The organism is Streptomyces sp. SDr-06, from assembly GCF_003324565.1.
Taxonomy (GTDB): Bacteria; Actinomycetota; Actinomycetes; order Streptomycetales; family Streptomycetaceae; genus Streptomyces.
The window spans coordinates 1-26,198 of the sequence record NZ_QOLA01000016.1 but is presented as its reverse complement, the minus strand read 5'-3'; the positions used below and the strand labels follow the sequence as shown (position 1 = coordinate 26,198).

Sequence of the window (26,198 nt, the reverse complement as noted above, 5' to 3'; positions counted from 1 at the left end):
TCACTCCTCTCCGTGAGGCAGCCATGTGCGGTTTTGTGTCAGTGAATTGAATTCGTGGAGTCGGCCAAACGGGACTTCGAATTCAATGCGCGGGCTTCCACCGGGCCCCTGCCAGTCATATCTCTGAGGGGCTTTCTCGAATACACTGAGGAACGATGGATGCATATCGTATCTGATCAATCCGGATGCGTAAGGGCCCCGTCCTTGGTACTCCATGGCGACGCTTTTCTCGCCGAAGTAAATGAATCCATTGCTTCCCTGGGCGTGCTGCATATCTGGATTTGGCCCATGCTCAAGCTCGAAATTCTTATCTGCGGTCTTGGGGGACCTGTAGATTGGAAACGAGTCGCCGCAGTCGTTATGAACCAGTACCGGCGTAGCCCCCGCCAGTACATAGTACGTATGGTCGTCGGTGATGGTCAGGTTGTAGGTGCGCGTGTGCTTGAGGAATGCGCGATTCGCTTGCACGGGGACGGCCGATCCGTCGTCCCTGAGCAGGGTCATGCCCGACTTCAGGTCGCCTGCCCGGACCCAGCGGTGCTCAGACGGAACCCAGAATGGGTGCTCCCGTGTGGCAGTGACCTTCTTGGGGCCGTCTTTGGTGGTGATGGTCAGTTCATTGAGGTGCTTGTCGCCCTCAGTGACGATGAGGGCGGATACCTGACGCTTCGAAGTCTTTCCCGTTTGAGGGTCCGTGGCGGTGACTTCGTCGCCGACCTTGATGTCCTCGATCTTCTTGGTTGACTTGTCACTCATCAACACTTCGGTACCGGCTAGGAAGCAGTTACCCGACTCTCCCCTGCCGCCAGCTGCTTTGGCTCCGAAAACAGCGGCGAAGCCTTCCATCATGGCCTGGCTGCGGTACAAAGATTTACGGAGTGAGCATCTTGAGCTGCTCTCGCTGGGTACGCAGACCCAGTCAAGGCTTTCATCCGAAACCGCAGCTGCCGGTTCATCTCCAACTCCGTGGCCACAAGTACTACCTGCGGCCCAGACGCAGACACCGTTGATGTAGGGGGCTCCGCCTTTGTACGTGACCCCTCCTACACCCTTTCCCTTGTGCTTCCCGCTCCCGCTCCCGCTCCCACTCCCGCTGCCGGTTCCACCGATAGTGCCGCGGATACAGTCGGGGTCATGGCGGCATTCGGTCGAACCAGACGTTTCCCGATCGTCGTCCGTGTTCTTTGTGCCGTCTGTGTTCCAGTCGTCTTCATAACAGGCTGCACCACCTTCACCGCACATCTGCATTTGGCCGGTAGGGTCCGTGTAGACGAGCGGATTGTTGCTGCCGTATGTGTATCCGTGTGCTTGTTGTGGGTCCTTCAGGTCCATGATCGGGTCGACGGATATAAAGCGGCCGGTCGCGGGGTCGTATTCGCGGGCGCCGAGGTGGGTGAGGCCGGTGTCGGTGTCTTTGGTGCCGCCGACGAACCCCTTGTCTCCGGTCCAGGTGGTGGGCTGGTCGCCGCGGGGTGCGCCGAAGATAGTGCTTTTACGTCGGGTGATGGTCTGGGTGGCGTCGGCGGTGATCTGGGTCGTTCCTGTGCCGTGGCTGTCGCTGAGCAGGTAGGTCAGCTTGCTGCCGGTCCGCATTGCGACGGTCTGTCCTGCGGCGCTGTAATAGCGAGTTCCGGTGACGAGGCCGACCTTGTCGACGTGGAGTTCGTTTCCGCCGGGGAGGTAGAGGGTGGTGCCGGTGGAGTCGCGGCGGATGAGGCGCTGTCCGTCGGTGTCGTACAGGTAGTTGGAGGTGTTGGTGCCGTCGGTGAGGGTTTTGAGATGGCCTTCGTCGTCCCAGGTCAGGGTTTGGGTGCTGGGACCGATGGCACGGGTTTTGGTGTTGCCGTCCTGGTCGTAGGTGTAGGTCTCGTCATGGGCGCCGGTGCCGGTCTGGGTGACCTTGGGCAGGTTGTGGGTGCCCAGGTCGGGGGCGGTGTAGGTGCGGGTGGTGTCGGCGGTGGGGCCGCTGGGGGTTTTGTGCTGGATTTCGGTCTTGCGGTTGCCGACCGGGTCGTAGGTGTAGCTGGTCCAGTACGGGTCCTGGCCGCCGATGACCGGGTCGGAGGGGGTGGTTGCGCACTGTTCGCCGGTGTTGGTCCAGGCTTCGGTGATCCGGCGCAGGGCGTCGGTGGTGAAGCACTGGGTGTCGGTGGTGCGGGTGGTGTCCTGGCCGTAGGCGGCGGCGATAGAGGTGAGGTTGCCGGCCGGGTCGTAGGTGTAGTGGGTGTCGTCGATGCGCTTGGGGTTGGTGTCGCGGTCGTTGGTGACGCGGGTGGGCTGGCCGGTGTGGTCGTCGTATTCGGTGGTGGACCACACGTGCTGGTTGAAGGCGCCGTATTCCCGGCGGGTGGGCTTGCCGTAGTGGTCGTAAGTCGTGGCGGAGATCAGCGGGTCGCTGCCCGCGTTGACGAAGTTGACCAGGCCGTGGACCGCCGTGTAGGTGGTCGAGACCTGCTCTTCGGGCAGGTCTCCGATGGCCGGTTGGTAGATGTATTCCTGCTGGCCGCTGTTGGCGTTGTACCCGGCGAACCATTCGTAGGTGTTGGCGAGTTTGCCTTCACTGGCGGGGATGGTGACGACGGTGTCGTTGGGGTTGTAGAGGTCGTCGTAGCCGGTGATCTCGGTGGTGTAGACATCCGATCCGACGTAGCGGGTGGACTTGCCAGGCTTGCCCTTGGCGACGGTGTCGTAGGTCCAGGCTGCGAGGGTGCTGGTGCCGTTCTTCAGGGCAGTTTTGCGGCCGAGGGCGTCGTAGTCGGTGTGGAGGGTGATGCCGCGGGCGTCGGTGGTGTCGGTGACGCGGTCGCCCTGGTCGTAGGCAGTGGTGGAAGCGCCCTTGTCAGCGTCGTCGACGCGGGTCTGGCGGCCGCGAGTGTCGTAGGTGTAGGTCCACTTGGCACCGGACGGATCGGTGACCTGTTCCAGGCGTCCGAGCTTGTTATAGCTGTACAGAGTGGACTGGTAGGTAGTGCGGTCCGCGTCGGTGTACTGCCGCAGCTCGGTGGTGCGGCCAAGGGCGTCAGCCACGGCTGTAGAGCTGGTGCCGCCCTGCGGCGGGATGACGGTGGTGGAGTCGCCGGTGTAGCTGGTGGCGGTGCGTTCCTTCACGTCTCCGAACCGCTTGCTGAGCACGGCGGTGGTGCGGCCTGCGCCGTCGAACTGGGTTTCCGTGGAGGCGGGGTAGTCGGTGGATTCCGCGCCGGTGACCAGGACGGGTTCGGCCTTACCGCTGGTGTAGTAGGTGCCGGAGGTGCGGTTGGCCTCGCCGCGGGTGTTGTAGAACGTTTCGCTGATCAGCCGTCCCGAACGGTCGGGTGACTCGGACTGGGTTTCCCGGGCGCGGAGCAGACCGTCGTAGAAGGTGTAGCTGGCGTCGAGCTGGTTGTCGTGGGTCAGTGTGATGCTGGCCACGACGGTCGGCGCGTCGTTGTGGACCTGGTAGGTGAAGGCGTAGTTCGGCGAGTTGGGGTAGGTGACCGCGGAGCGGGTGGGGATCCACACCTTGGCGATCCGGCCGAGCCCGTCGTACGCGGTGGTGGTGATCTTGCCGTTGGCGTCAGTGACCTGGGTGGGCTGTCCGCGCAGCGGATCGACCATGGTGGTCACGGCGTGGGCGAGTGGGTTGGTGACGACCGTCTTAGTGGGAGATTCACCGGTGGCCGGCGTGTAGGCGGTGGTGGTGATCTTTCCGTACGGGTCGGCTGTGGCGAGGACGCGTCCGTACTGGTCGTAGCAGAGCTGGTTCTTGAGTGGGCCGCAGGTGCTGGGGACTGAGGTGACGGTGTCGTAGCCGGAGCCGTCGCCCTTGATTTTTTCCGTCTTAGTGGCGTTGCCCTTGGCCGGTGCGGCGTTCAGGTCGGTGTTGTTGTCGAAGTAGGTGCGGGTGTCGTCGATGACGCCGTCGTTGAGCGCGCTGCTGGCGGTGCCGCACGCCCCGGCGGTGGTCCTGGTCTCTGCGACCTTGTTCAACACCCAGATGTTGGTGTTACGGACGTAAACGGTGATGGTGCACTGCTCGTCACCGGTCTTGTCGGTGTCGCCGCTCTGCGAGACCGAGTCGACCATGCCGTAGCTGTCGAAGTGCCGGGTCAGCTCGGTGGTCCGGGCACCGCCGGTGATGGTGGTGCGGGTGGATTCCTTCTCGGTCCCGGTCTGGTAGGCCTCCAGGTCCGGCAGCCCGGCGCGGGTGCGGGTGGCGGTCTTGGCGGAGCGCCACGGGGTGTAGGAGGTGCGGGAGATCAGGGCGCCGCCGTCGCCGTTGAAGGTGGAGCTGGAGCGGGCCCTGCCGGCGAACTGCTCGCGGTCGGTGACCGCGGTGCCATCCGCGTCGTCGCTGTCCTTGACCTGGGCCCCGTCGATGCCGCGGAAGTAGCGGGATTCGGAGAGGGTCTTGGGGTCGGTGCCGGTGCCCTTGCGGGTCTGGACGCGTTCGTATCCTCGTGCGATGGAGTAGCCGCGGTCTTCCGGCTTCGTGAACTCGTCCGTGCTTTTGGCCCACTTGGCGCCACTGAGATAGCTGTATTCGGTGACGGTGTCCGGGGTGTTGGCGAGGTTGTCGCCTTCGGTTACCCGTTGGACGACGTAGGAGTTGAACCAGTCCTGCTTGGCAGTGTCGCCCTCGTACGCCCACTTCACTGGGTAGCAGCGGGTGGTGTTCGTCCCGTCGGCCGGCGGCAGGGTGGTGGCGGTGCACTCGGGATCGAGATAGTCGATGCCGATGGTGCCGCCCGACTCGGTGGTGATCTGCGACATGCGCAGTCGGATGAACGGCGCCAAGCCGTCCCCGAGCTTGTCGACCCGGTTGGGCTTCTGTACCCCGGCGAACATCACAGGCGGCAGTGCCACGGTGCCGGAGGACTTGCCGGTGCGGGTGATGGACTGCAGCCACATCGGGGTGGACACACCGTCACCGGCTGCGGGGAACCCTTGCTGCAGCGCCCAGGAGTCGACGTCCTTGTAGGCGCCGCCGGTCAGGGCCTTGGTGGTGATGGTCGTGAGGCGTTTGCGGGACCAGAAGGTAGGCGAGTACTGGTTCTTGCACTCGGTGGCGCCGTCTTTGCAGTACAGGTCGAACGGCACGTCGGGCCAGTTCGTGGCGTTCGTCGTGTCAAAGGTGCCGCAGGTGGTCAGGCACCGTTCAGAGACGTCGAACTTGACCTGGCCCATGGCCTTGGCGCTGTAGACGGTGTCCGAGCGCAGGCCGTAGTCGATGTGGTCGAGCCAGCCGCCCCGAACGTACGAGGTGACGGTGGCTTTGCCGGTGGTCACGGAGACGTTGCGCCCGTAGTTGTTGGACTCAGTGTTCCAGTAGTACGCCATCGCGTTGCCTCGCACGTCGACGACGTAATCGAGCTGCCAGCGCCAGGCCTGCTGGCACCAGGCGGAGGCGAACGAGGCGTTGTAGCAGGGCTCCCCGGACTGGTTGCCGAACACCGGCACAGTCCAAGTGGAGTTGGTAGTCGGGGTGGTGGCGTCCTTCCAGCCCGGCAGGCGGTTCAGCCCGAAGTAGTACTGGGTGCCGTCACTGTCGGTGACCTTCCAGTGCTCACCGTCGTTGTCGCCGTTGTTGGCGCCCGTCAGCTTCTCGATCTTCTCGCCCGAGTCTGCCGCGGGATGCCAGCCAGCCGTGGCGTCGTATACCAGTTCCGTGCTTTTGCCGTTCAACGACATAGTCGCGTTGTCGTTGAACCAACACAGGTCACCGACCTTGGTCGTGTTGGTGCCGCCGGTCTTGTCATCGTTGCATGACTTGTAGCGTCGTTCGATGAAGCCGGGCTCCATCGACCAGCCATCTCCCAGCCAGCTGGACTGATTATTCGACGCCGCCGTCCGGCCATCGACCGACTGCGAGCTGTAGCCCAAGGACATCTTGGGTTGCAGGTCGCCGGGAACGGACGGCACGTTGAGGGGGTAGGACCAGTTGAAGGCACCCATTGACCCGCCCGCACTCCAGGACCCGGAGGACTGCAATGAGGTGGCCTTATAGTCGCCCGTTCCACCGGAGGCGTCTGCGGTAGCCGCCAGAACGGTGGCCCCCGTTGAAGCCCGGGCCATCAACGGCTGCGCCGCCGCCAACGGCACGTTCGCGGCCAGCGTTCCCGTCTTGGTGTTGTTGGTAGTCGAAAGCGGCTTCCCCATACGGCACTTGGCAACTTCGGGGGTGGTCAGGGCGCAGGCAGGGAGTTCGACGAGGTGGAGGCGCGCGGCCCAGTCGCCGCCGTAGGCGCCCTTGAATGCCGAGTAGTCGACCTCAACCTGGGCGGAGCCTGGTTGGGTGACTCGGTCGGTGCGGCTGAGGGACAGGAGAAGTCCGTCGACACCAGCCTTCTGAGAAGCGCCCCGATCGGCGACCGCTACCTTCACCTTTGCAGGCGCGGCCATGGCACCGTCGGTGCCAGTGGCGGCGACGGATACGGGCAGGGAACCTGCCCGCTGCTTCCCGCCCGCAGAGGCGGCCTTGGAAGCCAGCGACATACCGGCGCTCTTGGTGGTGGCTGCCTCGGTCAGGTCGACGTCGGCTGAACCCGCCGCAGGCCAGACAACCTTCGGGCGCTTCCAGGCATTAGCCGCGGCGGCGTCCGCCTTCTTTGCCCCACCGGCCGGTGCCTTCGTCACCGGGACAGCTTTTGGCTGTTTGAGGCCAGGCAACGCCGGCCCTTCGTTGTTAGCTGCCACCGACACGGCAGGTAGCAACCCCACCGTGACCGCAGCGGCTATGGAAACCGCCAACCCACGCACGCCGAAACGGCTCACGCCCCACCCCTCGCCCATTTTCAAAAATGACCGACGGAGCGTAACAGTGCTTGTAAACGAACTGTCAAGCATTTGTTTTCACAGATCGGCATTAATTGATCGAAACGGTCAATCAAGGCTGTCGACCGCCAGGTCCAACCCTCTGAGAGGTTGGGCAAGGTGCAGGTCAAGCCCGCCTGCATATGGTTCAGGTAAGTGAACCCTATGTGTCCGCTATGAGTGTTAGAGGGCGGTAAAGGGTGGCTTGTTGATGTAAAGGACATGTGTAAGGCAGGAACTCTGGAGTATGGGTAGAGTCCGGATTCTGGAGCTATAGAGTCACCTCAAAATTCACCGACGGAAAAGGATGGATGAGGTGCACACGAGACGAGGCGGAAAATGGCCACGGGGGCGCTTCCGCCCACGTGCCATGACCGTGCTTCTGGCCGGCGCGGTCATGGCGCCTGCGTTTGTGGCACTGCCGGCGACGGCTGCTTCCGCTCACAGCGCGGCTCCGGCCATCGCTGATCCGCAGCCCTCTGACCCGGTGGCGCGGGGAGTCATGAGTGAGGAGGACTACGCGCTGCAGCAGGCCAAGTCGATTGGAAACCCATACGAGTTGGTCTCGGCCCGCACCGAGGCCACGGACACGTGGGCGCAGCCGGACGGCACGTTCACAGTGCGGCAGTACGGGCAGGCCGTGCGGGTATGGCGTGACGGCGCATGGGTCCCTACTGACCCGACTTTGGGTTTCGCTGCGGATGGTTCGGTTGTGCCGAAGGCGGCCACGGTGCCGGTGAAGTTCTCCGGGGGCGGCTCGGGGCCGATGCTGTCCGGCATCAAGGACGGGCGCACCCTGTCACTGACCTGGCCCAAGCCGCTGCCCAAGCCGACGCTCAACGGAAACGTCGCCACCTATCCCGAGGTGCTGCCGGGGGTGGATCTGCAGCTCAAGGCCGAAGTCGAGGGCTTCTCACAGCTGTTGGTGGTCAAGTCGGCCGAGGCGGCGAAGAATCCGGAGCTGGCCACGCTCAACTTCACCACCAGCACTGTTGGCCTGGACATCGCCAAGGACGACGACACCGAGTCGCTGGTGGCGACCGATCCGGCCGGTCAGACGGTCTTCACCAGCCCGGCCCCGATGATGTGGGATTCCACGCCGCCTCCGGCACCCGCCGGTGCTGCCAAGGCAACCATGGCGGCCAAGAGTGTGCTGGCGGCCGGGGAGGGCGCCAGCGCACCCGCCGACGGGTTCGAGCCCGGCGCCGGTGCCAAGGACGCGGTGATGGGCACGGCGCTGAGTGCCAACTCTCTGGCTCTCACTCCGGATCAGAAGCTGCTGACCGGTTCGGACACCACGTACCCGGTGTACATCGACCCGACCTGGGGCTGGGGCGACCGGCAGAAGTGGAGCTGGACCCGCGTCTACCAGAAGTACCCCACGCAGAGATTCTGGAACACCGACAACGTGGTCCGCGTCGGCTACGAGAACGAGACCTACGGCCTGTCCCGCTCCTTCTTCCGCCTCGACACCAGCTACGTGGGCGGAGCGCAGATCCAGTCCGCCACCTTCCGCATCCGCAATACCTGGTCCTGGTCGTGCCAGAAGAGGCCCATCGAACTGTGGCGGGTCGGGGACATCTCGTCGAAGACGGACTGGAACAACCAGCCGTCCAAGGTCGGCAGTGTGCTGGACACGGTGAACGACGCGAAGGGCTGGAGCAGCTCGCAGTGCGGGGCGGGGAACCTGGAGTTCAACGCGACCTCCGCGCTTCGTGACAGCGTGTCGGCCGGCCAGAACAGCCTGACCCTCGGTCTCTACGCCGGTGACGAGTCCGACACCTTCGGCTGGAAGAAGTTCGACCCGAAGACGGCCGTGCTGGAGGTGAAGTACAACCACCCGCCCAAGAAGCCCGACAAGCTCGGCACCAGCCCGCAGACCAGTTGCAGCGCGGGCGGCGCCATCGGCAACAGCCCCATCAGCGTGTACGCACACGTCGACGACGCGGACGCGGGCGACCTCACCGCACACTTCCAGGTCTTCAAGTCCGGCACCGCCAACGCCGTTGTGGACACCAGCATCCCGGCCCTCAAGGACCGCTACGCCACCCTCGCCCTGCCGGGCACTTCAACGCCCAGCGGCGACTACACCTGGCGGGTCCAGACCGAAGACGGGGATCACGCCACCTCGCCCTGGAGCGAGACCTGCAAGTTCACCATCGACCGTGACCGCCCCAGCCAGCCGCCGACCATCACCTCCACCGTGTTCCCCAACGGTGACAAGGGCTGGCCCGACGAGCCCAACGGCAACGTCAACGACAATGGACACTTCACCTTCGGCGCCAACGGCGTAACCGACGTCACCTCGTACAACTGGTGGACCGACTACGACCCCCAGGTCAACAAGGTCGACGCCGGCACGCCGTGGACCGATGAGATCAAACCCCCGGTGGCAGGCCCGCACCTCGTCTACGCCTACAGCGTGGACAAGGCCGGTAACCGCTCCGACACCGCCACCTACCTCTACTACGCCGACGGAACCGGCGTCCGCGACGTGCCTGGTGACCTCAATGGCGATGGCTTCAAGGACATCTGGAGCGTGGACTCCAACGGCACCCTGCTCACCTACGCAGGCCACGGCAACAAGCAGTTCTCCGTCGCCACCAACGGCGGCGGTGCCTTCCCCGGACAGCAAGTCGCCACCAGCGGAGACTGGGGCCAGGACGGCAAGAACGACCTGGTCTCCCTCGAGCACAGCGACATAGCCCAGCAGAACGTCCTGCGCGTCTACCCCAACAACGGCCGAGGTCTCATCAACCGCGACGGATACAGCTCCTTCGACCTCAAGGTCACCTGCCCCAAGCCCACCACCGGGGGCCTGTGCAAGGGAGTCACCGACGACCACTGGTCGAATGCCGACCAGATCCTCACCGGTGACTTCAACGGCGACAGCAAGGCTGACGTCCTCGTCAAGCAGGGCAAGCAGCTCTGGGTCTACTTCGGCGACAGGTCTGACTACCTCACTCGCGGACGCAGCCACCCCGTGCTGATGGGCGGCTCCGACTGGGACCAGTTCACCCTCATCAGCCCCGGTGACCTCAACAAGGACGGCCTGCCGGACCTGCTCATGCGCAAGGACGACACCGGCGACATCTACCGCTCCTACGGCGAAGCCGACCCCAACGGAGCCCTCAATGCCGCAACTTGGGGCACCGCCCTACGCCGCACCAAACTCACCGGGCTCACCCTCAAAAAGAGCGACTACCCCGTCATCGGCTCCTCCGGCGACTTCGACAACGACGGCATCGCCGACCTGTGGGGCCGCAAGGCCGACAACACCGTGACAGGCTGGCCCGGCCAGGCCACCGGCAACGACTTCACCGGCTTCGGCCAGCCGTTCACCATCGACGGCTCTGTCGGCGGCCGGCGCATCACCCCCGGCACCCGCCTCACCTCAGGCCAGTCCATCACCTCCAACTCGGCCAAGCTGACCATGCAGGCCGACGGCAACCTCACCATCACCTCCAACGCAAACAGGACCATCTGGTCGACCAATACCACCGGAAACCCGGGCGCTACCGCCCTCATCCAGAGCGACGGCAACATCACCGTCAACAAGGCCGGTGACGACTCCACGTCCCTGTGGAGCACCAACCAAGCGACTACGAGCAAGCCGGAACACCTGGGCGACGGCTACGCCCTGCTCCAGGACCGCGGCAACCTCGTCATCTACAACGCCAAGGGCCAGGCCCTGTGGTCCAGCGGAACCACCATCCGCCACGACTACAACGGCGACGGCCGCAGTGACGTCGCCGACTGGTACAACTACGCCGACGGCCACGACGCAATCCACACCCTGCTCACCAACTCGGACGGCACGTTCAAGGCCCCCTTCGAAGGCGCCGTCTTCCCCAACGGGTACTTCGACGCCACCAAGGCGCGGTTCGCGACCGGCGACTACAACGGCGACGGACGCGGCGACGTGGCGTTCCTGTACGACTACGGCGGCGGCAAGGTCAAGCTGTTCACCGCGCTCAGCAAGCCCGACGGCACCTACCAGACCCCGTTCATCGAATCGTGGTCCAGCCCCAGCGGCTGGTGGGCCAACGACCTCAAGCTGGAGTCCGGTGACTTCAACGGCGACGGACGCGACGACCTGGCCGCCTGGTACTCCTACGCCGACGGCAGCGACCGCCTGTTCACCTTCACCGCCGACATCCGCGGCGGCTTCAACCCGCCCTTCGACTCCTACTACATGAACGCCGGCAACTGGGACATCAACAAGAGCAAGTTCGTCACCGGTGACTTCAACGGCGACGGCCGCGACGACATCGCCGCCCTGTACGGGTATCCCGACGGCTCGGTGAAGATGCATACCTTCGCCGCCACCCCCACCGGCGCCTTCCAGGCCAGCATTCAGTCCTGGGGCGACACCGCCACCGGCTGGGGCGACTGGAACCGCACCTCCATCCAGGCCGGCGACTTCAACGGCGACGGCATCGACGACGTGGTGGCCTGGTACGACTACGCCGACGGCCACGACGGTCTCCACACCATGATCGCCAGCGGCAGTCACACCGGCGAGTTCGCCAAACCGATCCCCGCGCTGAACATGCCCGCCGGCTGGTGGGACGTGAACCGGAGCAAACTCGTCACCGGTGACTTCGACGGCGACGGACGCGACGACCTCGCCTCCCTCTACGGCTATCCCGACGGCAGCGTGCGCATGTTCACCTTCACCGCCAAGACCGACAACAGCGGAACCTTCAACGCCGGCGTCGGCAGCTGGACCGCGCCCACCGGCTGGAACCTCAACGAAGCCAACGTCATCCGCCCCTACAACTAACCGGCCGAGCTAGAGGCGATGGCCTCGTGCGGAGCACCTGCTCCGTGCGAGGCCACTGGCATAAGAAGATCGCGACCCGTGCGTGACCGCCGCACCCGTCGAGGCGAGGCCAAGCCCGGGCCGTGCCGGGGATCAGTTTCAGACGGGTGCGAGCCCTTGCTTAAGCTTCCGGCCCAGGGGCCGCTCGACGTACCGGTGTACCAGCCAGGCTAGGAGCACCATGCCGCCGGTGACCAGGGCGAGCAGGGGATAGGTCGGGATGCGGGGCGAGAAGGTGTGGAAGAGTTCCCAGCCGATCATCTGGTGCATCAGATACAGCGGGTAGGTGACGGCCCCCGCGTACGTCAGCCACCGCCACCGGATCCACGACAACTGCCCCGTGGCGACCAGTGCGAGCAGGGCGAAGGACACCGCCAGGATGAGGACGACGGGCCAGGCCGGTACCAGGCGGCCCACGTAGGCCTCAGTGCTGCGCCACATCTTGAGGGTGGCGGGCAGACCCGCGCCGAAGCAGAGCAGCACCACGCCGGTGAGCATCAGGTTCGGGCGGAAGTGGTACATCAGGTAGAAGGCGATACCCGCGATGAAGTACCAGCTGTACTCGGGCATTACCAACAGCCGCAGCGGGCCCGGTTCGGCCTTCGCGAACAGCATGCTGGCGGTGGCCCACAGGCAGCAGAAGACCAGGACTCTGCGGTAGGTCAGTCCCCACCAGGCCACCACCGCGAACAGTAGATAGAAGCGCAGCTCGGCGAAGAGCGACCAGTACGCGCCATCCACCGACGGCACACCGAGCGGCTCCTGCAACATGGTCAGGTTGGTGATCACCGACGTCCACGGCAGCGGATGATTTCCCTTCGGGAACACCGCCAGCGTCACCGTCGTGGCAAGCACCCCGAACCAGTACGCCGGATACAGCCGCACCACCCGGGAGACGAAGAAGTCCCGCAGCGGTTTGCCCCAGCAGCTCATGCAGATCACGAAGCCACTGATCAGGAAGAACAGGTGCACGCCGAGCCAGCCATAAGCGGTCATGGGGAACAGCGCCGGGAAGATTGCCTCGGACTTCTTGGGCCAGCTGCCGACCCGTGCCGTGTAGTGGTACGCCACCACCGACAACGCCGCGAGCAACCGCAGCCCGTCCAGCGCGAACACCCGCCCCGGACGGGCCGGCACGGGCTCGGCGTGGGTTCGTCGCCGGTGCCCGGCACGCTCCCGCCGCGTGGATATCGCCGTCAGACCATGGTCAAGCACGCTGAAACCCCCACCTGAGATTCGACCGGACCCTTGAAGCCCGCTGACCAGGAGGAGCATCGACCTACCTGAACGACCTCAGAGCATAGAAGTCGTCCACACACTTCCAACACATCGCCCCCCTCGAACCGCCCCGGATCCTTCCGTGTGCGGACTCCTCGCGCCGTGCGAGCGGGATATTTGAGAAGAAATGCGGCTTTTGTCTTGACCTCGGCGATCTTGGCGATGCCCCTGGTGGCCTTTTCGGCAGTGGGCCGCGCTGCTGTGGATGCGCAGCTCGCTTCTACCCTCGGCGCGGACGGAGAGCCCTCATTTGGCCGGAGCAGAAGCGTAGCTACCGGTAGTTCGTTAAACCCGGCATCGTCGCAGGTGGGCGGCCGCACCTCTTCGGTAGACGATTGGCAGGAGATCGCGCCTCCGCTGCAGGTCAATGCCCTGCTCGAAGCTCAACGGCCGTTCGCTACCGCCGGGTTTAACGAACTACCGGTAAGGTGCTGTTGGCATCCACCGCAGAGGCACCCGCCTGGGGACTGAGCATCTCCCAGGGGGCCGAGCTCGGATCGGGCACCGTGTACCCGATCCTGGAACGGCTCGTCGATCACGGCTGGATCACCGGCCGTGAAGAAACGGGACCTCACCCAGGCCGCCCCGCCCGCCGCTACTACGAACTCACCAGCGCAGGCCGCGCGCAGGCCGCGGAAGCGTTCAACAAGCGCCGGTCCCTCTTCGGGAAGTGAGGACGCTCCGGACGGCCCGCGCATGCCCATGCTCAGGACCCTCCCTCGCCCGGATCACGGAAGCGGCCGGTCCGGGAGCGACGGCTCGATCCAAGCGCTGCGCATCAGCCAACGGCACACCCGCCCCCGTCCGGCGAGTCCTTTGGCTCTGCTGGTTCTCGGGAGGCGCCGACTACCCCGCTGGGCACGTCAGTTACAGCCATCGGACAGTTTCAGCGGAGCGGGCCAGTCACCCGGTCTCGGTAGTTCTGGAAGGCGTGCCAGCCCGCGGGGCCTTGGGCAGTAAGCAGGTCTCCGGTGGAGCAGTCCAAGGCCTTGCAGTCCAGGGCCTCTGCGAGGCGGGCGACGGAGGTCAGTACGTCGTCGCCGGATCCGCGGATGTGGAGCATGATCGAGTCCACTGGATCGCGGGAGCCGATGTTGAGCTCGATCGACCAGGTGGCTCCGGACAGTTCGCCCCAGGCCGGGTCCGAGAGGTCGGCTTCGGGGGTGGCCCGTGCCACGGCGGCGAGGATGTCCTGCTGCTGGCCGAGTGGCGGAGGGGTGTAGCCGTCGGGTATGTCCCGCACCGAGACGATGTCATCGGGCAGGTGGAGGAGGAGCACGTCCCAGCTCATGGAGGGCCTTTCAGATAGGGGAGTGGCGGGCCGCGGGAGCGGCCAGGGCCACTCGATCCGGTGGTGTCGACGTGCCCGCCCGGGGGCGCCGGGCGTCGCCCGGGGTATGGAACCGATCAGCAGTACAGAGTGCGTGCGAGCCCGGACTCGTGGTCCTGGACATCACCGCTGCGGACGAGGCGACCGCCGTTGCTGGCCAGGCCGAGCTGGAGCGGTGGTGGGCGACGTCGGGCACCGCTCCGGTACGCAGGGTGCCCGGCAGGCCCGGGGTGAGTGTCCGCGTCTCCGCGGACCTGCGGCGCCCCGGCACCGGCTGCGACGGCGCGCCGAGCTGAGAGGCGGGGCGGCACAGGCCCCGCCTCTCAGGCTGCTTCGGACACTCCCGTACGCAGCTCCTCGAGGACGGCCTCGGGCACGGACGCGCCCATCGGGACCGGTACGATCCGCACCACGGCTCCGGCCGCTTCCAGCCGGACCCGCTCGTCCTCGGCGCTCGCCGCGTCGTAGGACACGACCGACACCCGCACCCGGCCCTCCACTGTTCTCGACACCACTTTGAAGTTCTCCACCAGGGCCTCCTGCCATGCCTGCATCGGCGCCCCGTCAGGGCGGCTGATCACGACGTAACCTTCGCAGAGACCACTGACAACACCGGCCTTGCCGGTCCGGAGGGGGCGCCTGACGATGGGACGACTCCTGTGGGGACCGGCGCCGCGGTTCGCCGTCCGGGGGCTGCGCGACCCCTTCTTCCATGTCCTGCACCCGGCAACCGGCACCCTGCTGTGCCGTCACCGGCCCGCCGGATACCGTCTGCCCCGTCGGCACATGCTGGCTGTCCCGCCCGGCGAGCGGTGCGACGACACCCGGGCCTGGCCCCCGGGCAAGGCCTGCCGCTCAGCGGGATGCACCGCGAGTGGATCAACGTCCTGCCGGAGTTCCACCTGGACGACGGCACCGTCTTCTATAAGGAGGAGGTCTTCCCCTACGCCTACCGGCACTCCTTCGCCCAGCGCCACGCGGACGCCGGCGTCTCCATTGAGGTTCTGTCACCCTTGATGGATCACGACTCCTACCAGTCGACCCGCTGCTACTACCGGGTCAAGGAAGTACGACTGCGTGAAGCCGTCGACAAGGTCACCACCATGCAGTTCGACCGCCACGGACAGCGCGTCTGGGGAGCGGTCACCACCTTGCTGGACGCCGAGCGCATCCGCCTGGCCATCGGGTCGGTGCAAGTCCCCTTCGGGACCTGCTCCGAGCCCTCCAACGTCGCCGCCGGCGGCGGTGCTTGCCCCTTGCGGTTCCGCTGCATGGGCTGCGACCACTACTCCACCGACATCTCCTACCTTCCCGAGCTCGCCGCCTACCTCGACGGTCTGCTGCGGCAACGCGAGAGGCTGCGGTCGATGACCGAGGCCGACGACTGGGCCCGCGCCGAGGCCACCCCGTCCGAGGAGGAGATCTCCCGCGTCCGGCGGCTGATCCGTCGCGTCACCGAGGACGTCGACCAGCTCACCGACGACGAACGCGCCGAGATCCAGCAGGCCGCCGCCATGGTCCGCAAGACCCGCCAGGGCTTCCTCGGCATGCCCCGCATCCCTCAGCCCCTGCCCGACCTGAGACCGGAGCGACCCGCGTGACCGCACCCGAGCCAAGCGTCCAGGCGATGCTGGAAGGCCGCCGCGCCGACACCGGCCGACGTCGCCAGCGGGTCCTCGCCGCCTTGGCCGAAGCCGCGAAAGACGGCTCCGAGACCAGCGTCGCGGCGATCGCCCGCCGCGCGGGCGTCGACCGCACCTTCCTCTACCGCCACCGCGACCTCCTGGGCCAGGTCCACGCCCAGGCCGCCGCGCCGCCCACGGTCCCCGGCGGCCGGGGCCCGGCCGTCAGCCGGGCGTCGCTCCAAGCCGACCTGGTGGCCGCCGAGGCCCGCACCGCCCGCCTCGCCGCGCACATCCGGCGCCTCGAAGGCCGCCTCAGCCAGGCTCTGGGCGAGCAGGTCTGGCGCGAGGTCGGCATCAGCGGCCCGGACGACACCGAGCAGCTCAAGGCGCGCATCACCACCCTCGAACAACAGGTGGTCGACCTGGAACTCAGGCTCCAAGACCGCGACGACGACCTCTCCGCTGCCCGCGCCGCCAACCGCGAGCTCATGGCCCAGCTCAACCGCGGACGCGACACGCCCCTGCATCTCGGATGAAACACCAGGTGGCAGGTGCCTTGGGCGAAAGGAAGCCATCGCGTCCCTCTCCTCTCAACGAGGTCGGGGACTGGAAACGGAACCTTCACAGGCCACCGTGCCAGTCCCCGACCTTACTGAGACAGGGACGCGGCTACCGCTTGACCCGGCCACGAACGGCCAGTACAGCGAGGCCAAGCAGGGCCGGTTCGCATATTCGGGCAACCATTTCTGTGTAGGTGCCGACGGTGGTCAGGTTTTGGCCTGAGGAGCGGAAGACCACCGAGTTGATCACCACGCGCAATGACTTCTCGAAACGCTGGGAGGTCAGACGTCCCGTCAGCGGGCCGCCAGGGTTAACGGGAGCAGGAGTGTCGGTGCGGAGAGTGAGATGCTGGCCAGCGAGTGTGCCGGTGCTCTGCGGCGTGGGATCGTCCTTGGGCAGGCCCCACAGCATCATTAACAGCACGGTGGCGGTTATGGCAGCTAGCAGCCAGCCCAGGGCGCGAGAGGCCCGCAGTCCGTAGCCGGAAAGCGCCCAGTACGCGGCCAACAAATGCCGTTCGCCGCGGGGACGCGCCGGGTCAAGGCGCCGCATCTCCATCTCGCCGTAGTAGAAGTCCGCGGCATCCGGCTCGTTCTTTCCGTCCTCAAGCGACTTGCGTAATTGCCGATAGACCCGTGTCAGATCTGCTGGCCCCACCCCCTGCCGCTCGCTCCCAGAACTGAGGGCGGTCCAGCCGACCTGCCCGCGGTCTGCGCGCCAGTGGTGCTCTTCGGCCAGTGCCTGGCGCGGTGTCCACCGCGTCAGCCGTGCTCCGAGACGCCAGATGCCGCCGGGCGCCGAGGCGAAGGAGCAATCCCCGTCCATCTGAAGCTGATCGAGGTTGAAGGTGCCTGTGAACTTGCACCCGGACAGATCCACATCGCTTAGCTCCAGGTGGGCCGCATCGGTCCCGCTGACCGAGGCCACCCGGACCCGAGGGTCCAAGCCCATCAGCCGCGCCTCATAGACGATGCTGCCCGAGGACCTGCCGAAAGCGGTGCGGGCGGACGCGATCTTGAGCGGGTAATCAAACACGGCATCGGTGAGGTCCACCGTGGCGTAGCGCAGCCGTAGAGTGGCGGTGGCCGCCCACCGTGTACGCATGCACAGCACCCTGTGTGCCGCCAGCTCGGCAGTCACCGGGCTGCGAAACACCGTGGCCGACAGATTCACGCTCCCAGCGCAGACCAACGGACCGAGCTCCGTCGCCTCCTCGAAGACAGACCCCCGGAAGTCCACGCCCCGATGGAACGTCGCCCGACCGAACCAGGCTTTGCCGACGAATGTCGCGCTGAACAGAGCGTCTGCGATGAACCTCGCGCCGTGGAAAGAGGCAACACCGGCGAACGCCACCCTGTCAAAGGCCGCCTTGCCGGTGAACGTCACTCCATGAAACGCGGCCCGGTCCTCGAATCTCGCCATGCTGAACAGAGCCCGCCCGGTGAACGTCGCATCGACGAACCAGGCTTCGCCGGTGAACGATGCCATGGCGAACCAGGCGTCGCCGATCCGGAGTTGGCCAGTAGCGGGGTCCCGGAGTGCGGCGAGTAACTCCTTGAGCAAGGCCGGGCTGAAGGTGGTGCCGCGGTGATCGATGTCGCTGCCTGGGGACAGGCTCGCGAGGTAGGCGCTCCGGTCAGCACCATCCAGATGCTGCAGGCATCGGCCGTATGGGGCGACCGCGCTCCCGCGGCATCCGACCGGTTCCCCGGCTTCGTTCGCGTAATCGCAGTACAGCCAGCGAGGCGGAGCGGAGGACGGAGTGCTGGAGGAAGCCATGCCTATGGAGACGGCCGGGACGGAGTGCCGGTTGCTGAAGTCTCGCGCTGCCGTGGCGATCCCACTCCCACCGCGAAGAAGCCGAACGCCGCGCGATCCGTGAGTGCCTGAGTCGACGCCTCTGACCGCGGACGGCCTCCCATCGAGTGGAATCTTGCGCAGGGCTCCATGTACGACATCTGTTGCACACGCTATGGTCGTTCTGACCGCTTCTGAGCTGCGTGAACTCCAACCGCACGCTCGTGGCGCCCCGGAGAAACATCGGTGACTTCGACTGCTCAGGCGAGGACATCGAGCGGGACTGGGGGGCGCGCACGGGCTGTTGGCGCCACACCGAGCGGGTGCTGCTGACCTACGAGCAGGTGCGCGCCTACGAGCTGCCCGCGACTGAGGGCAAGCACGGCGATCCGAGGTGGCCAGCCTTCGCCCGCCGCTACGGCTTCGACCCCCGCCGCCCGGTGCAGTGGGAGGTGGAGGCGCTGAGGCCGGCCGAACTCCGGCACCTGGTCCTCGCCGCCGTCGACCCGTACATCGACCGTGACGTCTGGAGTGAAGGAGGAAGGGACGGGCGGGATGGGCGGCGCGGCCGCGGCCGGGGATCGGGGCGTGCTCAGCCGATTGCGCGTCGGCCGGGGCCACCGCGCCTCGCCGCCGTCAGCCCGGCGGCGGAGGACGGGACGGAAGTCGCATGCGCCTCGGTGAGGTTCTCCCGGCCACCGAGCCCCATCAAGGGCAGTGGGGTGGGTGACTTTGTCGCTGAGCGTCAGGCGTATTGCCACACTCTGTTACTCGGTGGTGTACTGGGCCGCCTTGGGTGATCTAGGGGGTGTGGGTGCGAGCCACAGGGTCGTCAGCCAGTTGTGCGTCGCCTTACGGGCGCCTGACTCATCGGGGCGCCGATGTCTGCAGCGCCGGCTGACGGCGGACGCCGAAGTCGGCGCGGCTTCGCCTACCAAGACGCGGTGACACTTTTGGACTGCCTGGACATGCATGAGGGCATGTGGACTCAGGTCTCTTGGGAGGACCTGGAAGACATCGTCTGTAGAAACGGTAATGCGCCCGCATACCGCCAGGTGAAGACCATCGAGGAAGCCGGTAAGCGGCACAGTGTCGCCAAAGTGTGTACACCGGACATTCCGAAGAAGCCGGAGACCAGCTACCTGGGAAAGCTGTTCCTCGGGAAATCTCTCCCAGCCGAGACTCGGTTCACCTTCATCGTCAACGAGAGTCCACAGGCCGACTTCCATGTATTCGTCGTCGACCGCGGACAGCAGCGTGGTCGTGTCCCGTCGCACATTCGTGATGACATCATTGTTCGGCTCAAAGGAGTGGACCTTCCCGAAGGCCGCGACATCGGCTGGTGCGTCGACCGTTTAGAGGTCCTTGTTGAGGGCCGCACGATTGAGCAGGTTGAGGACAGGGCTCTACGTCGGCTCGGACCGATCGTGGCGAAGATCTTGGGGCAGCCGCCCTTGACTACTGACATCGAAGACGTCCTGATCTGGCTCGGAGTTCGCATCGCACGCGACGCGCTTGCTCCAGTGCCACGCCAGGTGGGCACCCGTGACTTCCAAGACATGCTCCATGACGCGATCACACGGGCCACCGGGCGAAGGCCGGACGGAAGCACTGCGCCTCTCACGAAACTCACTGAGAAGCTCGCGGTCGCCGGAGTTCCGGCAGACGAGGCGGCAGGGCATCTCGACAACGCGCTGAAGTACCGTCGTGCCTGGCGTGAAAGCCTCGGTCCAGCCCGCGAGGAGATGGACGCCTTCGCCGACGAAGTCCACGCCATCTGCTCACGCGTCATGGCTGAACGACGCGCCGGACGCATCCCCGCCGGCTCAGAGGCATACTTCGAGACCCTGACCCGCGTAGAAGGCCTCCCTGCGGTGAGTAGCGGCACCGTGTCCCTCGCTCGGGCTCACGCCGTACTTGCGGACATCACCGCTCGCTGCCAGAACCGGTACGCCGATGTTTCATAACATCGGCGCGAGCGCCATCCCGCCACCCCACCGGCCATGGGACCCCGACGACTCGCCAGACTTCCACGCCTCCCGGCTACTGCTCCTGGTTGCCGAGTGCGGCAGCGACCCCGGTCCTCATATCGCTGGCCGAACCAAGCTCGCGAAGCTCGACTTCTTCCTGCGCTACCCGGCTTTCCTCGAGCGCGCACACACGGAACTCGCCGACACCCTGAGCGGACAGGCCGCCTTCCGCGCATCGATGCCCGAGGAAGTAGAGGCCCCGATGATCCGGTACCGGTTCGGTCCCTGGGATCCCCGCTATCGCCAGTTCCTGGCCTTCCTCATGGCCCGCGGTCTCATCACGATCACCACCAGCCATAGACCAGAGCGCGTCCGATTGACCTCGGTCGGAAAGCGAGCGGCTGCAGCGCTGGCGGACATGGACGAGTTCCACCCCATCGTCACTCGATGCCGCGCGATGAGGGACAACCTGGCGCAGTGGTCCGGGACCGATCTCAAGAACCTCGTCTACCAACTCTTCCCCGAGGAAGTGGCGGACCTCGCCTACCACCAGGAGATCAGGCCATGACGACGCCCCCGACACCCTCCCGTAAAGGGCTACGAGTCGAGTCGGTCACGCTGGTGCACACGTCGGGCGAGATGGATACGTACGCTTTAAACACCGCTGGCCTCAGCATTCTGTCTGGCGTCAGGAACAGCTCGAAGACCACCACGCTCAAGGCCATTGACTACTGTCTCGGCAACCGGGACAGCCCGACCGAGGCCCTGAAGGCGGCCGTCGCCGACGAATACGTAGAGGTCAGCGTCGAACTGACCCTGGACGGCACTCCAACGGAAATCCGGCGCAGCCTCCAGTACGGGCGCCAGAACAAGGTCGTACTGGGCGGCGACGAATTCCCTGTCGGAGAGTTCTCCGACCGCATCCTGCACAAGCTTGGCTGGCCGATCCTTAGCATTCCCAAAGGCATCCAGGCCACCACCGCCACCGAGCTCACACCTCTGACGTTCCGCAGCGTGCTGCGGCACATCTACCGCAACGAGGACTCGTGGACTCAGTTCGCTGACAAAGAACAAGAGTTTCTGAGGCGAGCCGTCATCAGCTACCTCCTGGGGTTCGCCCCCACCAGGTACAGCAACCACGACTTCGAGCTTGCGGCAGCACAACGCCGACTCGCACAGGCGCAGGCGGCCGAACGAGAGGTGCATGACAGCACAGACCGAGCCGTAGCAGCCGTCTGCGAGAACCTGCATTTGCCGACCCCCAGGAGCGAGCAGGAGGTCAACTCCATCAGAACCGACTTGCAGGCCGAACTCGACGCGGTTGTCAGGCAACGTTCCCAGCTGACCAGCGAAGTGGAGCAGCTTGTTGCCGGACGACGCCAAGAAGGCGACGCCGGGGCAGTGAGCCATGGCTACGACGCCACTCTGTCGCAGCAGTACGAGCAGGCGACCCAGAACCTCACGAGCACCGCCGAAACCGTCGCCGGCCTACAGCAGGTCCTGACTGCCCACATGCAGTCTCACAACACCGTCCGAGCAGAGATCGCTCGTATGGAACGCCTTCTCGCCTCCGTCGACATCTTCGACAGCCTGCCGGTGCGCCTGTGTCCTGCCTGCGAGCAGAAGATCGACATCCATCGCGATCACCCAGAGGGCACTTGCTACGTCTGCACCCAGCCAGTAACCGAGGACCAGCGCAGACGACGCGGAGAACTGGAGAAGCGGTCCCTGGCCGCAGAGGCCGACGACCTCCAGGAAGTCATCGCCCGAACCAGCCACGACCTCGACCAAGCAAAAACCGACCACCGCCACGCCCAGAGCACCCACCAAGAGATCGCCAGGCAGCTGAACGTCGACCGGGCCGCTCGCCTCGCACCGTTCATGGCCAGACTCGAAGAGATGGCTGCCCAGACCGCTGCCCTGGAACAAAAACTCATGGCGCTGCCCGCCATCGAGCAGATGCTCACCCGCAAGACTGCCGCCACGCAGACGAGCCAGGCGGCCGAAAGTAGACGGAACCGACTGAAGCAGCAACTCGATGAAACCTCCACCTCAGGGAGAACGCCCATCGACCGCTGCGCCCTGTTCGCTGACCGGATGAACGAATTCCTCAACCGCCACCGCGACGATGTCTGGGTGGCAGGGAATGTGGCGATCAGCGCGGACGACCTGACCTTCTACGTCGGGACCCGCCCCTGGAACCAAGTCCTCGGGGCCGAAGCCCGAGTGCTGTTCTTCCTCGCCTACAGCAGGGCCCTACTATTCCTGGCCAGGGATCTGGGGGACGACTGCCCTTACCCGGGACTCCTCATGCTCGACAACCCCTTCCAGCAGGGAATCGGAAGCGACGTCGTTCACGAAGTTCTCCGTGACATCACCGATGCCGCCCAAGCCACCGGCGCACAGGTGATCTCCACGCAGGCCGTACCAGTACCACGTCTCTCCCCTGGCATCGAACAGATCACTATGCCGAACACCTACATTGGCGAACCCGAGAACTGACGGCCACATCTGGACAGGGAGGGGCAGGCCGCCTGGAGCCCCACGACCGGCTTCCTCCCGTCCTGTTCCTGGGCACGGGGCATACAAGCTATCGAGCATGGCTACCGTGTCTGATGATGCACCCACGCAAAGTCCACTTGATCGACCGGCTTATGGTTCCTGGATGACGACCACACTGTGTCTGCGAGAGATCACCCCAGCCAACTTCGATGCGGCGATCGGTCTGCGGGTTCGTCCGGATCAAGAGCACTTGGTCGCGCCGGTCGTGAGATCTCTGGCCGAGGCGTACATCTATCCCGGCATTGCTTGGCCTCGCCTCATCCTTGACGGTGACCGTCCTGTCGGTTTCCTCATGGCCTTCTTCGGCCCCGACTGGAGGGGCGACGGCACAGGCACCGACGTCCGTTCCGGCCTATGGCGGCTCAACGTCGCGGATGGCGAACAGGGTCGAGGTTACGGTCGCTTCGCGGTCGAGGCCGTTGCTGCTGAGATCCGCGGTCGCGGCGGCACTCGCCTGACCACCACGTGGCATCCGGGCACGGGCGGCCCCGAAGGTTTCTACCTCGGGCTGGGATTCCGTCTGACGGGTGAGACCAGCGGAGGCCAAACAGTCGGCGAGCTGGACTTGCGCTAGGACTCGACCTATCGGACAGGCCCTAGGGTTCCGGTGGTGTGTTGTCGGGGTGGTCCGGTTCGGGTGTGCCTGCGAGGAGGTCGGTGACTTCGGTGAGGTCCAGGATGCGTTCAGGGCCCACCGGTCATCGGAGAGATCGCTGTCATACGCTCGGCGATTGCCCATACTCTTGGCGTACCGCGTTGCGGAACCCTCCGCCAGGGGCGGGAAGGGCACCTGCCGCTTCCCGGGCGAGACCGGGCTTTCACGAATGAGACAGACTCCGATGCTGATCCCGGGGCGAAAAGCGCATACTGCACCGCCACCTTGACGTCGCCATGCCGCGCCTGTCACTGATGACACGTAAGTCACGCAGGCCCCCTATCAAAACCAGGGCACTTAAGGAGCTTTCGAGATGAAACCTCCTCTAAGAGGCCGAACCGTCAAGCGATCTCGTCAATCCACGGGAAGGTAGGTCGGTGGCGGCGACCAGAGCGGGGGCAGCTCCTGACCGGGCTCGCCGATGACTCGGAGCGGGTAGCGGTCATGCCACCAGCGGCCATCCTGCCGAACGGATGCACCCGGGTTCTGCTTTGGTGCCGTGGCGGCCCTGAACCGCTCATCCCAACGGTTAAGGACCGGGTGCCATCTCGTCCGCTCCTGCTCACTCAACAGCGGCCACATCTCGTGCAGTCGGTCACGGTGGTGCAGCTCGTTACTCCACTCGTAGACCCACTGCAGGTCGAAGCCTGCCTCAATGCTCTTCACGGTCCCTCGCCAGAGCGACAGCACGGCGGTCACATGCGGGTCATTGTCGTCCACGGAACCCCTCTCCAGTGGAACCGTAATCCACCGACGCCCAGGACACTGAGCTTGTTACTCAACGTCTGAGGCATCTGCGGCGCTGGTGATGCTCAGCAGCGCGCGTCCAGGCCCCATGAGGCCGAGGACCAGGCTGGGCCAACCCCCAGACGCCCTAGGGACAGAGCGGGAATGCGGATCCCCCGAAACTTTTCCGCGAAGGAAGCACTATGACCTCCTCTCCATCACACCCACCCACTCGCAGAACCGCGGGTACAGTAGTGGAGTCGGCGGATACGCAGATCAACTGGAGCGGCGCGCAGCTTCAAAGACAGCCGGCGCCGATGACCGGCCCCCACCAGGAGTGACCAGCCGGCTCGGGACACCGCACAGTGCATCCAGCACTCATCGAGCACCGGCGCGGCCTGCGAGGGTCGTGGGCGATCTTCGAGAACTTACATGCTGCATCACCTGTAGCCTGGGTATGGCATCTCCACATCGACCTGGGCGGCACACCGCGAGGGTCGTCCGGGGTGACGGTCGAAGGATGTCAGGGGGTGCGTGACATCGCTGCTCCTGGGCTTTGTCGCCGGTGCCGAAGCCCCGCTTGTCATTTGTGAACGTGTAGCCCTTGTCGTTGCGGTCTGCGTCCGGCGGCGACCGGGGTTCGTGCGCGTCGAAGGTTGTCTGGCGTCTTTGGCGGGGCGGTGTTGCTTTTGCCGTGGTGTCTGTTCTTGAGGTTCTTGATGGCGATCTCGATGGCGGTCTCGGTGAAGACCTTGCCTCCGGGGGCGCGCTCGAGATGGTTGTTGATGTATTTCGGACGTTCTGGATCACGGTAGGGAGAGCGCGGCCGGTGTGCCGGTACTTGAGGTCCGGTGTGCACAACGCGCACATCTACAGGAACTGCAGGACCAGCCAGCGGGGCCGAGGAGCCTCGGTGTTGATCAGCCGGGCTCGGGTGCCAGGCCGTCATGACCGCCTGGGGTTCGACCTTATTTCGGACGACCTTCTTGGCCGGGGAGCCCGCCCGGTGAGGGCGGGAAGCTTCTTGCGTGGGCGCGCGAGGTCTCGTCCAAGGAGGGTCGGGGCCTGCCCCCACGTCTTTATAGGCGTAGGGGCAGACCCCGCCAGGAGGCCTAGCGGTGGTGCCACCAGTAGGCGATCAGAGCGAATACGCCGGACACCGTGGCTTTGGCGGCGTTGCGGGTCAGTTCGTCGCCGGCGGATTCGATGAGGCGGCGAAAGTGGCGCCTGGCCGGTCCTGCAGGGGTGCGGCTGAGGCTGTTCCCGAGGGCAGGGCCCTCCAGGCGCTCGTCGGCGGAGTTGTCTTCGAGGGGGTTGTGGCCCGTAGGCTCGTTGGCGGTGGGAATTTGTGGCCTCCTTGGTCGATGGTTTCTTCCGTGGTCGGGTGGCCTCCTGTTGCGAGCAGGGGGCCACCGCCATGCGTGGCGGCGGCCCGTTAGGCCATCCGTGGTTCATTGTGGCGGGTGCTCCCGACAGCGTTGTAACGCCACCCTCCGTCAACTCACCTGTGATCAGACCAGGTTGGCCCCTATGGGAATCAAGGAGATACGTGGTCAGAGCCCGGTTCCAGTTGTGTTGTGGCTGCTGGGAGACCGTGGCCGCGATGGGTGTCCGAACTTGCTGCCGACGCGCACTGTGGTCGGAGGTCGCACAGGCTCAGCCCGTGCCCCGGCATGGTCCAGCTTGATGTACATGCCGGGCGACGTGCGGAGAGGTCTTATCCCGGCGGGTCGTAGAAGGTTCGGGGAGGGCAGTAGGGAGTCGACGAGGAACGGCATGTCATGCGTGACGACCTCGGCCACCAGATGCGGCTCGCGGAGCGGGCCAGGGGCTTGGAGGCGAAGCCGGAAAGCCCGGGTGGGAGAGCGCAGCGAGCCCGCCAGGCCGAGCATCGCGAGGCCAAGTCCTAAGCGAAGCGCAGGACTTCAGCTCCCGAAGGGAGCAGCCGAACAAAGCGAGGCAACTGCATTGCGCAGCAATGCAGTTCACCAGGGAGCGCAGCGAGCTGGTGACCGCCCCCGCGAAGCGGGGGCGGTTCTCTGCTCAGCGCGCAGCGCTGAGGGACCCGCTCCGCGGG

17 protein-coding genes are annotated in these 26,198 nt (G+C 65.6%); 10 read left to right on the top strand and 7 right to left on the bottom strand.

The features are described from left to right. Positions 1-6,753, bottom strand: coding sequence for a polymorphic toxin-type HINT domain-containing protein (locus DT019_RS27090; RefSeq protein WP_223279781.1), 6,753 nt, complete (start codon positions 6,751-6,753; stop codon positions 1-3). A 541-nt stretch (positions 6,754-7,294) separates the two neighbouring features. On the opposite strand from DT019_RS27090, the gene DT019_RS27085 reads away from it, so the two are divergent. Further along, complete coding sequence (locus DT019_RS27085) at positions 7,295-11,578, top strand: FG-GAP-like repeat-containing protein (RefSeq protein ID WP_189389966.1); 4,284 nt, start codon at positions 7,295-7,297, stop codon at positions 11,576-11,578. A 138-nt stretch (positions 11,579-11,716) separates the two neighbouring features. Here the strand turns inward: DT019_RS27085 and DT019_RS27080 are convergent, their stop codons facing one another. Then, on the bottom strand, positions 11,717-12,754 hold the full coding sequence (locus DT019_RS27080; protein ID WP_223279780.1) for an acyltransferase family protein: 1,038 nt from the start codon (positions 12,752-12,754) through the stop codon (positions 11,717-11,719). Between the two features lie 569 nt (positions 12,755-13,323). Between DT019_RS27080 and DT019_RS27075 the strand changes: the two genes are divergently transcribed. Further along, complete coding sequence (locus DT019_RS27075) at positions 13,324-13,569, top strand: PadR family transcriptional regulator (RefSeq protein WP_114039548.1); 246 nt, start codon at positions 13,324-13,326, stop codon at positions 13,567-13,569. A 212-nt stretch (positions 13,570-13,781) separates the two neighbouring features. Here DT019_RS27075 and DT019_RS27070 read toward each other — a convergent pair whose 3' ends face one another. Beyond that, positions 13,782-14,186, bottom strand: a complete 405-nt coding sequence (locus DT019_RS27070; RefSeq protein ID WP_114039547.1) for a hypothetical protein — start codon at positions 14,184-14,186, stop codon at positions 13,782-13,784. A gap of 71 nt (positions 14,187-14,257) precedes the next feature. Between DT019_RS27070 and DT019_RS27065 the strand changes: the two genes are divergently transcribed. Then, positions 14,258-14,521, top strand: coding sequence for a DUF6207 family protein (locus DT019_RS27065; protein WP_223279779.1), 264 nt, complete (start codon positions 14,258-14,260; stop codon positions 14,519-14,521). Between the two features lie 27 nt (positions 14,522-14,548). Here the strand turns inward: DT019_RS27065 and DT019_RS27060 are convergent, their stop codons facing one another. Beyond that, complete coding sequence (locus DT019_RS27060; RefSeq protein ID WP_147267355.1) at positions 14,549-14,806, bottom strand: hypothetical protein; 258 nt, start codon at positions 14,804-14,806, stop codon at positions 14,549-14,551. Between the two features lie 282 nt (positions 14,807-15,088). Between DT019_RS27060 and DT019_RS40385 the strand changes: the two genes are divergently transcribed. Both DT019_RS40385 and DT019_RS27050 read left to right on the top strand, forming a co-directional pair. Beyond that, entirely contained in the window at positions 15,089-15,826 is a 738-nt protein-coding gene (locus DT019_RS40385) for a tyrosine-type recombinase/integrase (protein ID WP_114039544.1), read from the top strand. Next, positions 15,823-16,386 carry a hypothetical protein gene (locus tag DT019_RS27050; protein ID WP_223279778.1) on the top strand — a complete coding sequence of 188 codons (564 nt, stop codon included), beginning with the start codon at positions 15,823-15,825 and terminating at the stop codon, positions 16,384-16,386. The genes DT019_RS40385 and DT019_RS27050 overlap by 4 nt, the downstream gene beginning before the upstream one ends. Before the next feature lie 133 nt (positions 16,387-16,519). Here DT019_RS27050 and DT019_RS27045 read toward each other — a convergent pair whose 3' ends face one another. Then, positions 16,520-18,190 (bottom strand): pentapeptide repeat-containing protein, encoded by a 1,671-nt coding sequence (locus DT019_RS27045; protein ID WP_114039543.1) that lies wholly within the window; start codon positions 18,188-18,190, stop codon positions 16,520-16,522. Positions 18,191-18,411: 221 nt separating this feature from the next. Here DT019_RS27045 and DT019_RS27040 point away from each other — a divergent pair, with 221 nt between their 5' ends. From DT019_RS27040 to DT019_RS27020, 5 genes are all read left to right on the top strand, one after another. Then, positions 18,412-19,008: a hypothetical protein gene (locus DT019_RS27040; protein WP_147267354.1), complete on the top strand. Its 597-nt coding sequence runs from the start codon at positions 18,412-18,414 to the stop codon at positions 19,006-19,008. Positions 19,009-19,089: 81 nt separating this feature from the next. Next, positions 19,090-20,175, top strand: coding sequence for a dsDNA nuclease domain-containing protein (locus tag DT019_RS27035; protein WP_114039541.1), 1,086 nt, complete (start codon positions 19,090-19,092; stop codon positions 20,173-20,175). Continuing rightward, positions 20,165-20,746, top strand: a complete 582-nt coding sequence (locus DT019_RS27030) for a hypothetical protein (protein WP_114039540.1) — start codon at positions 20,165-20,167, stop codon at positions 20,744-20,746. The genes DT019_RS27035 and DT019_RS27030 overlap by 11 nt, the downstream gene beginning before the upstream one ends. Beyond that, positions 20,743-22,680 carry a hypothetical protein gene (locus tag DT019_RS27025; RefSeq protein ID WP_114039539.1) on the top strand — a complete coding sequence of 646 codons (1,938 nt, stop codon included), beginning with the start codon at positions 20,743-20,745 and terminating at the stop codon, positions 22,678-22,680. Before DT019_RS27030 ends, DT019_RS27025 begins: the two co-directional genes overlap by 4 nt. A 163-nt stretch (positions 22,681-22,843) precedes the next feature. Continuing rightward, positions 22,844-23,314: a GNAT family N-acetyltransferase gene (locus DT019_RS27020; protein WP_114039538.1), complete on the top strand. Its 471-nt coding sequence runs from the start codon at positions 22,844-22,846 to the stop codon at positions 23,312-23,314. 435 nt (positions 23,315-23,749) lie between these two features. Here the strand turns inward: DT019_RS27020 and DT019_RS27015 are convergent, their stop codons facing one another. Both DT019_RS27015 and DT019_RS41115 read right to left on the bottom strand, forming a co-directional pair. Further along, positions 23,750-24,115 carry a hypothetical protein gene (locus DT019_RS27015; RefSeq protein WP_147267353.1) on the bottom strand — a complete coding sequence of 122 codons (366 nt, stop codon included), beginning with the start codon at positions 24,113-24,115 and terminating at the stop codon, positions 23,750-23,752. A 1,559-nt stretch (positions 24,116-25,674) separates the two neighbouring features. Continuing rightward, positions 25,675-26,013, bottom strand: coding sequence for a hypothetical protein (locus tag DT019_RS41115; RefSeq protein ID WP_411292739.1), 339 nt, complete (start codon positions 26,011-26,013; stop codon positions 25,675-25,677). Positions 26,014-26,198: the final 185 nt, after the last annotated feature.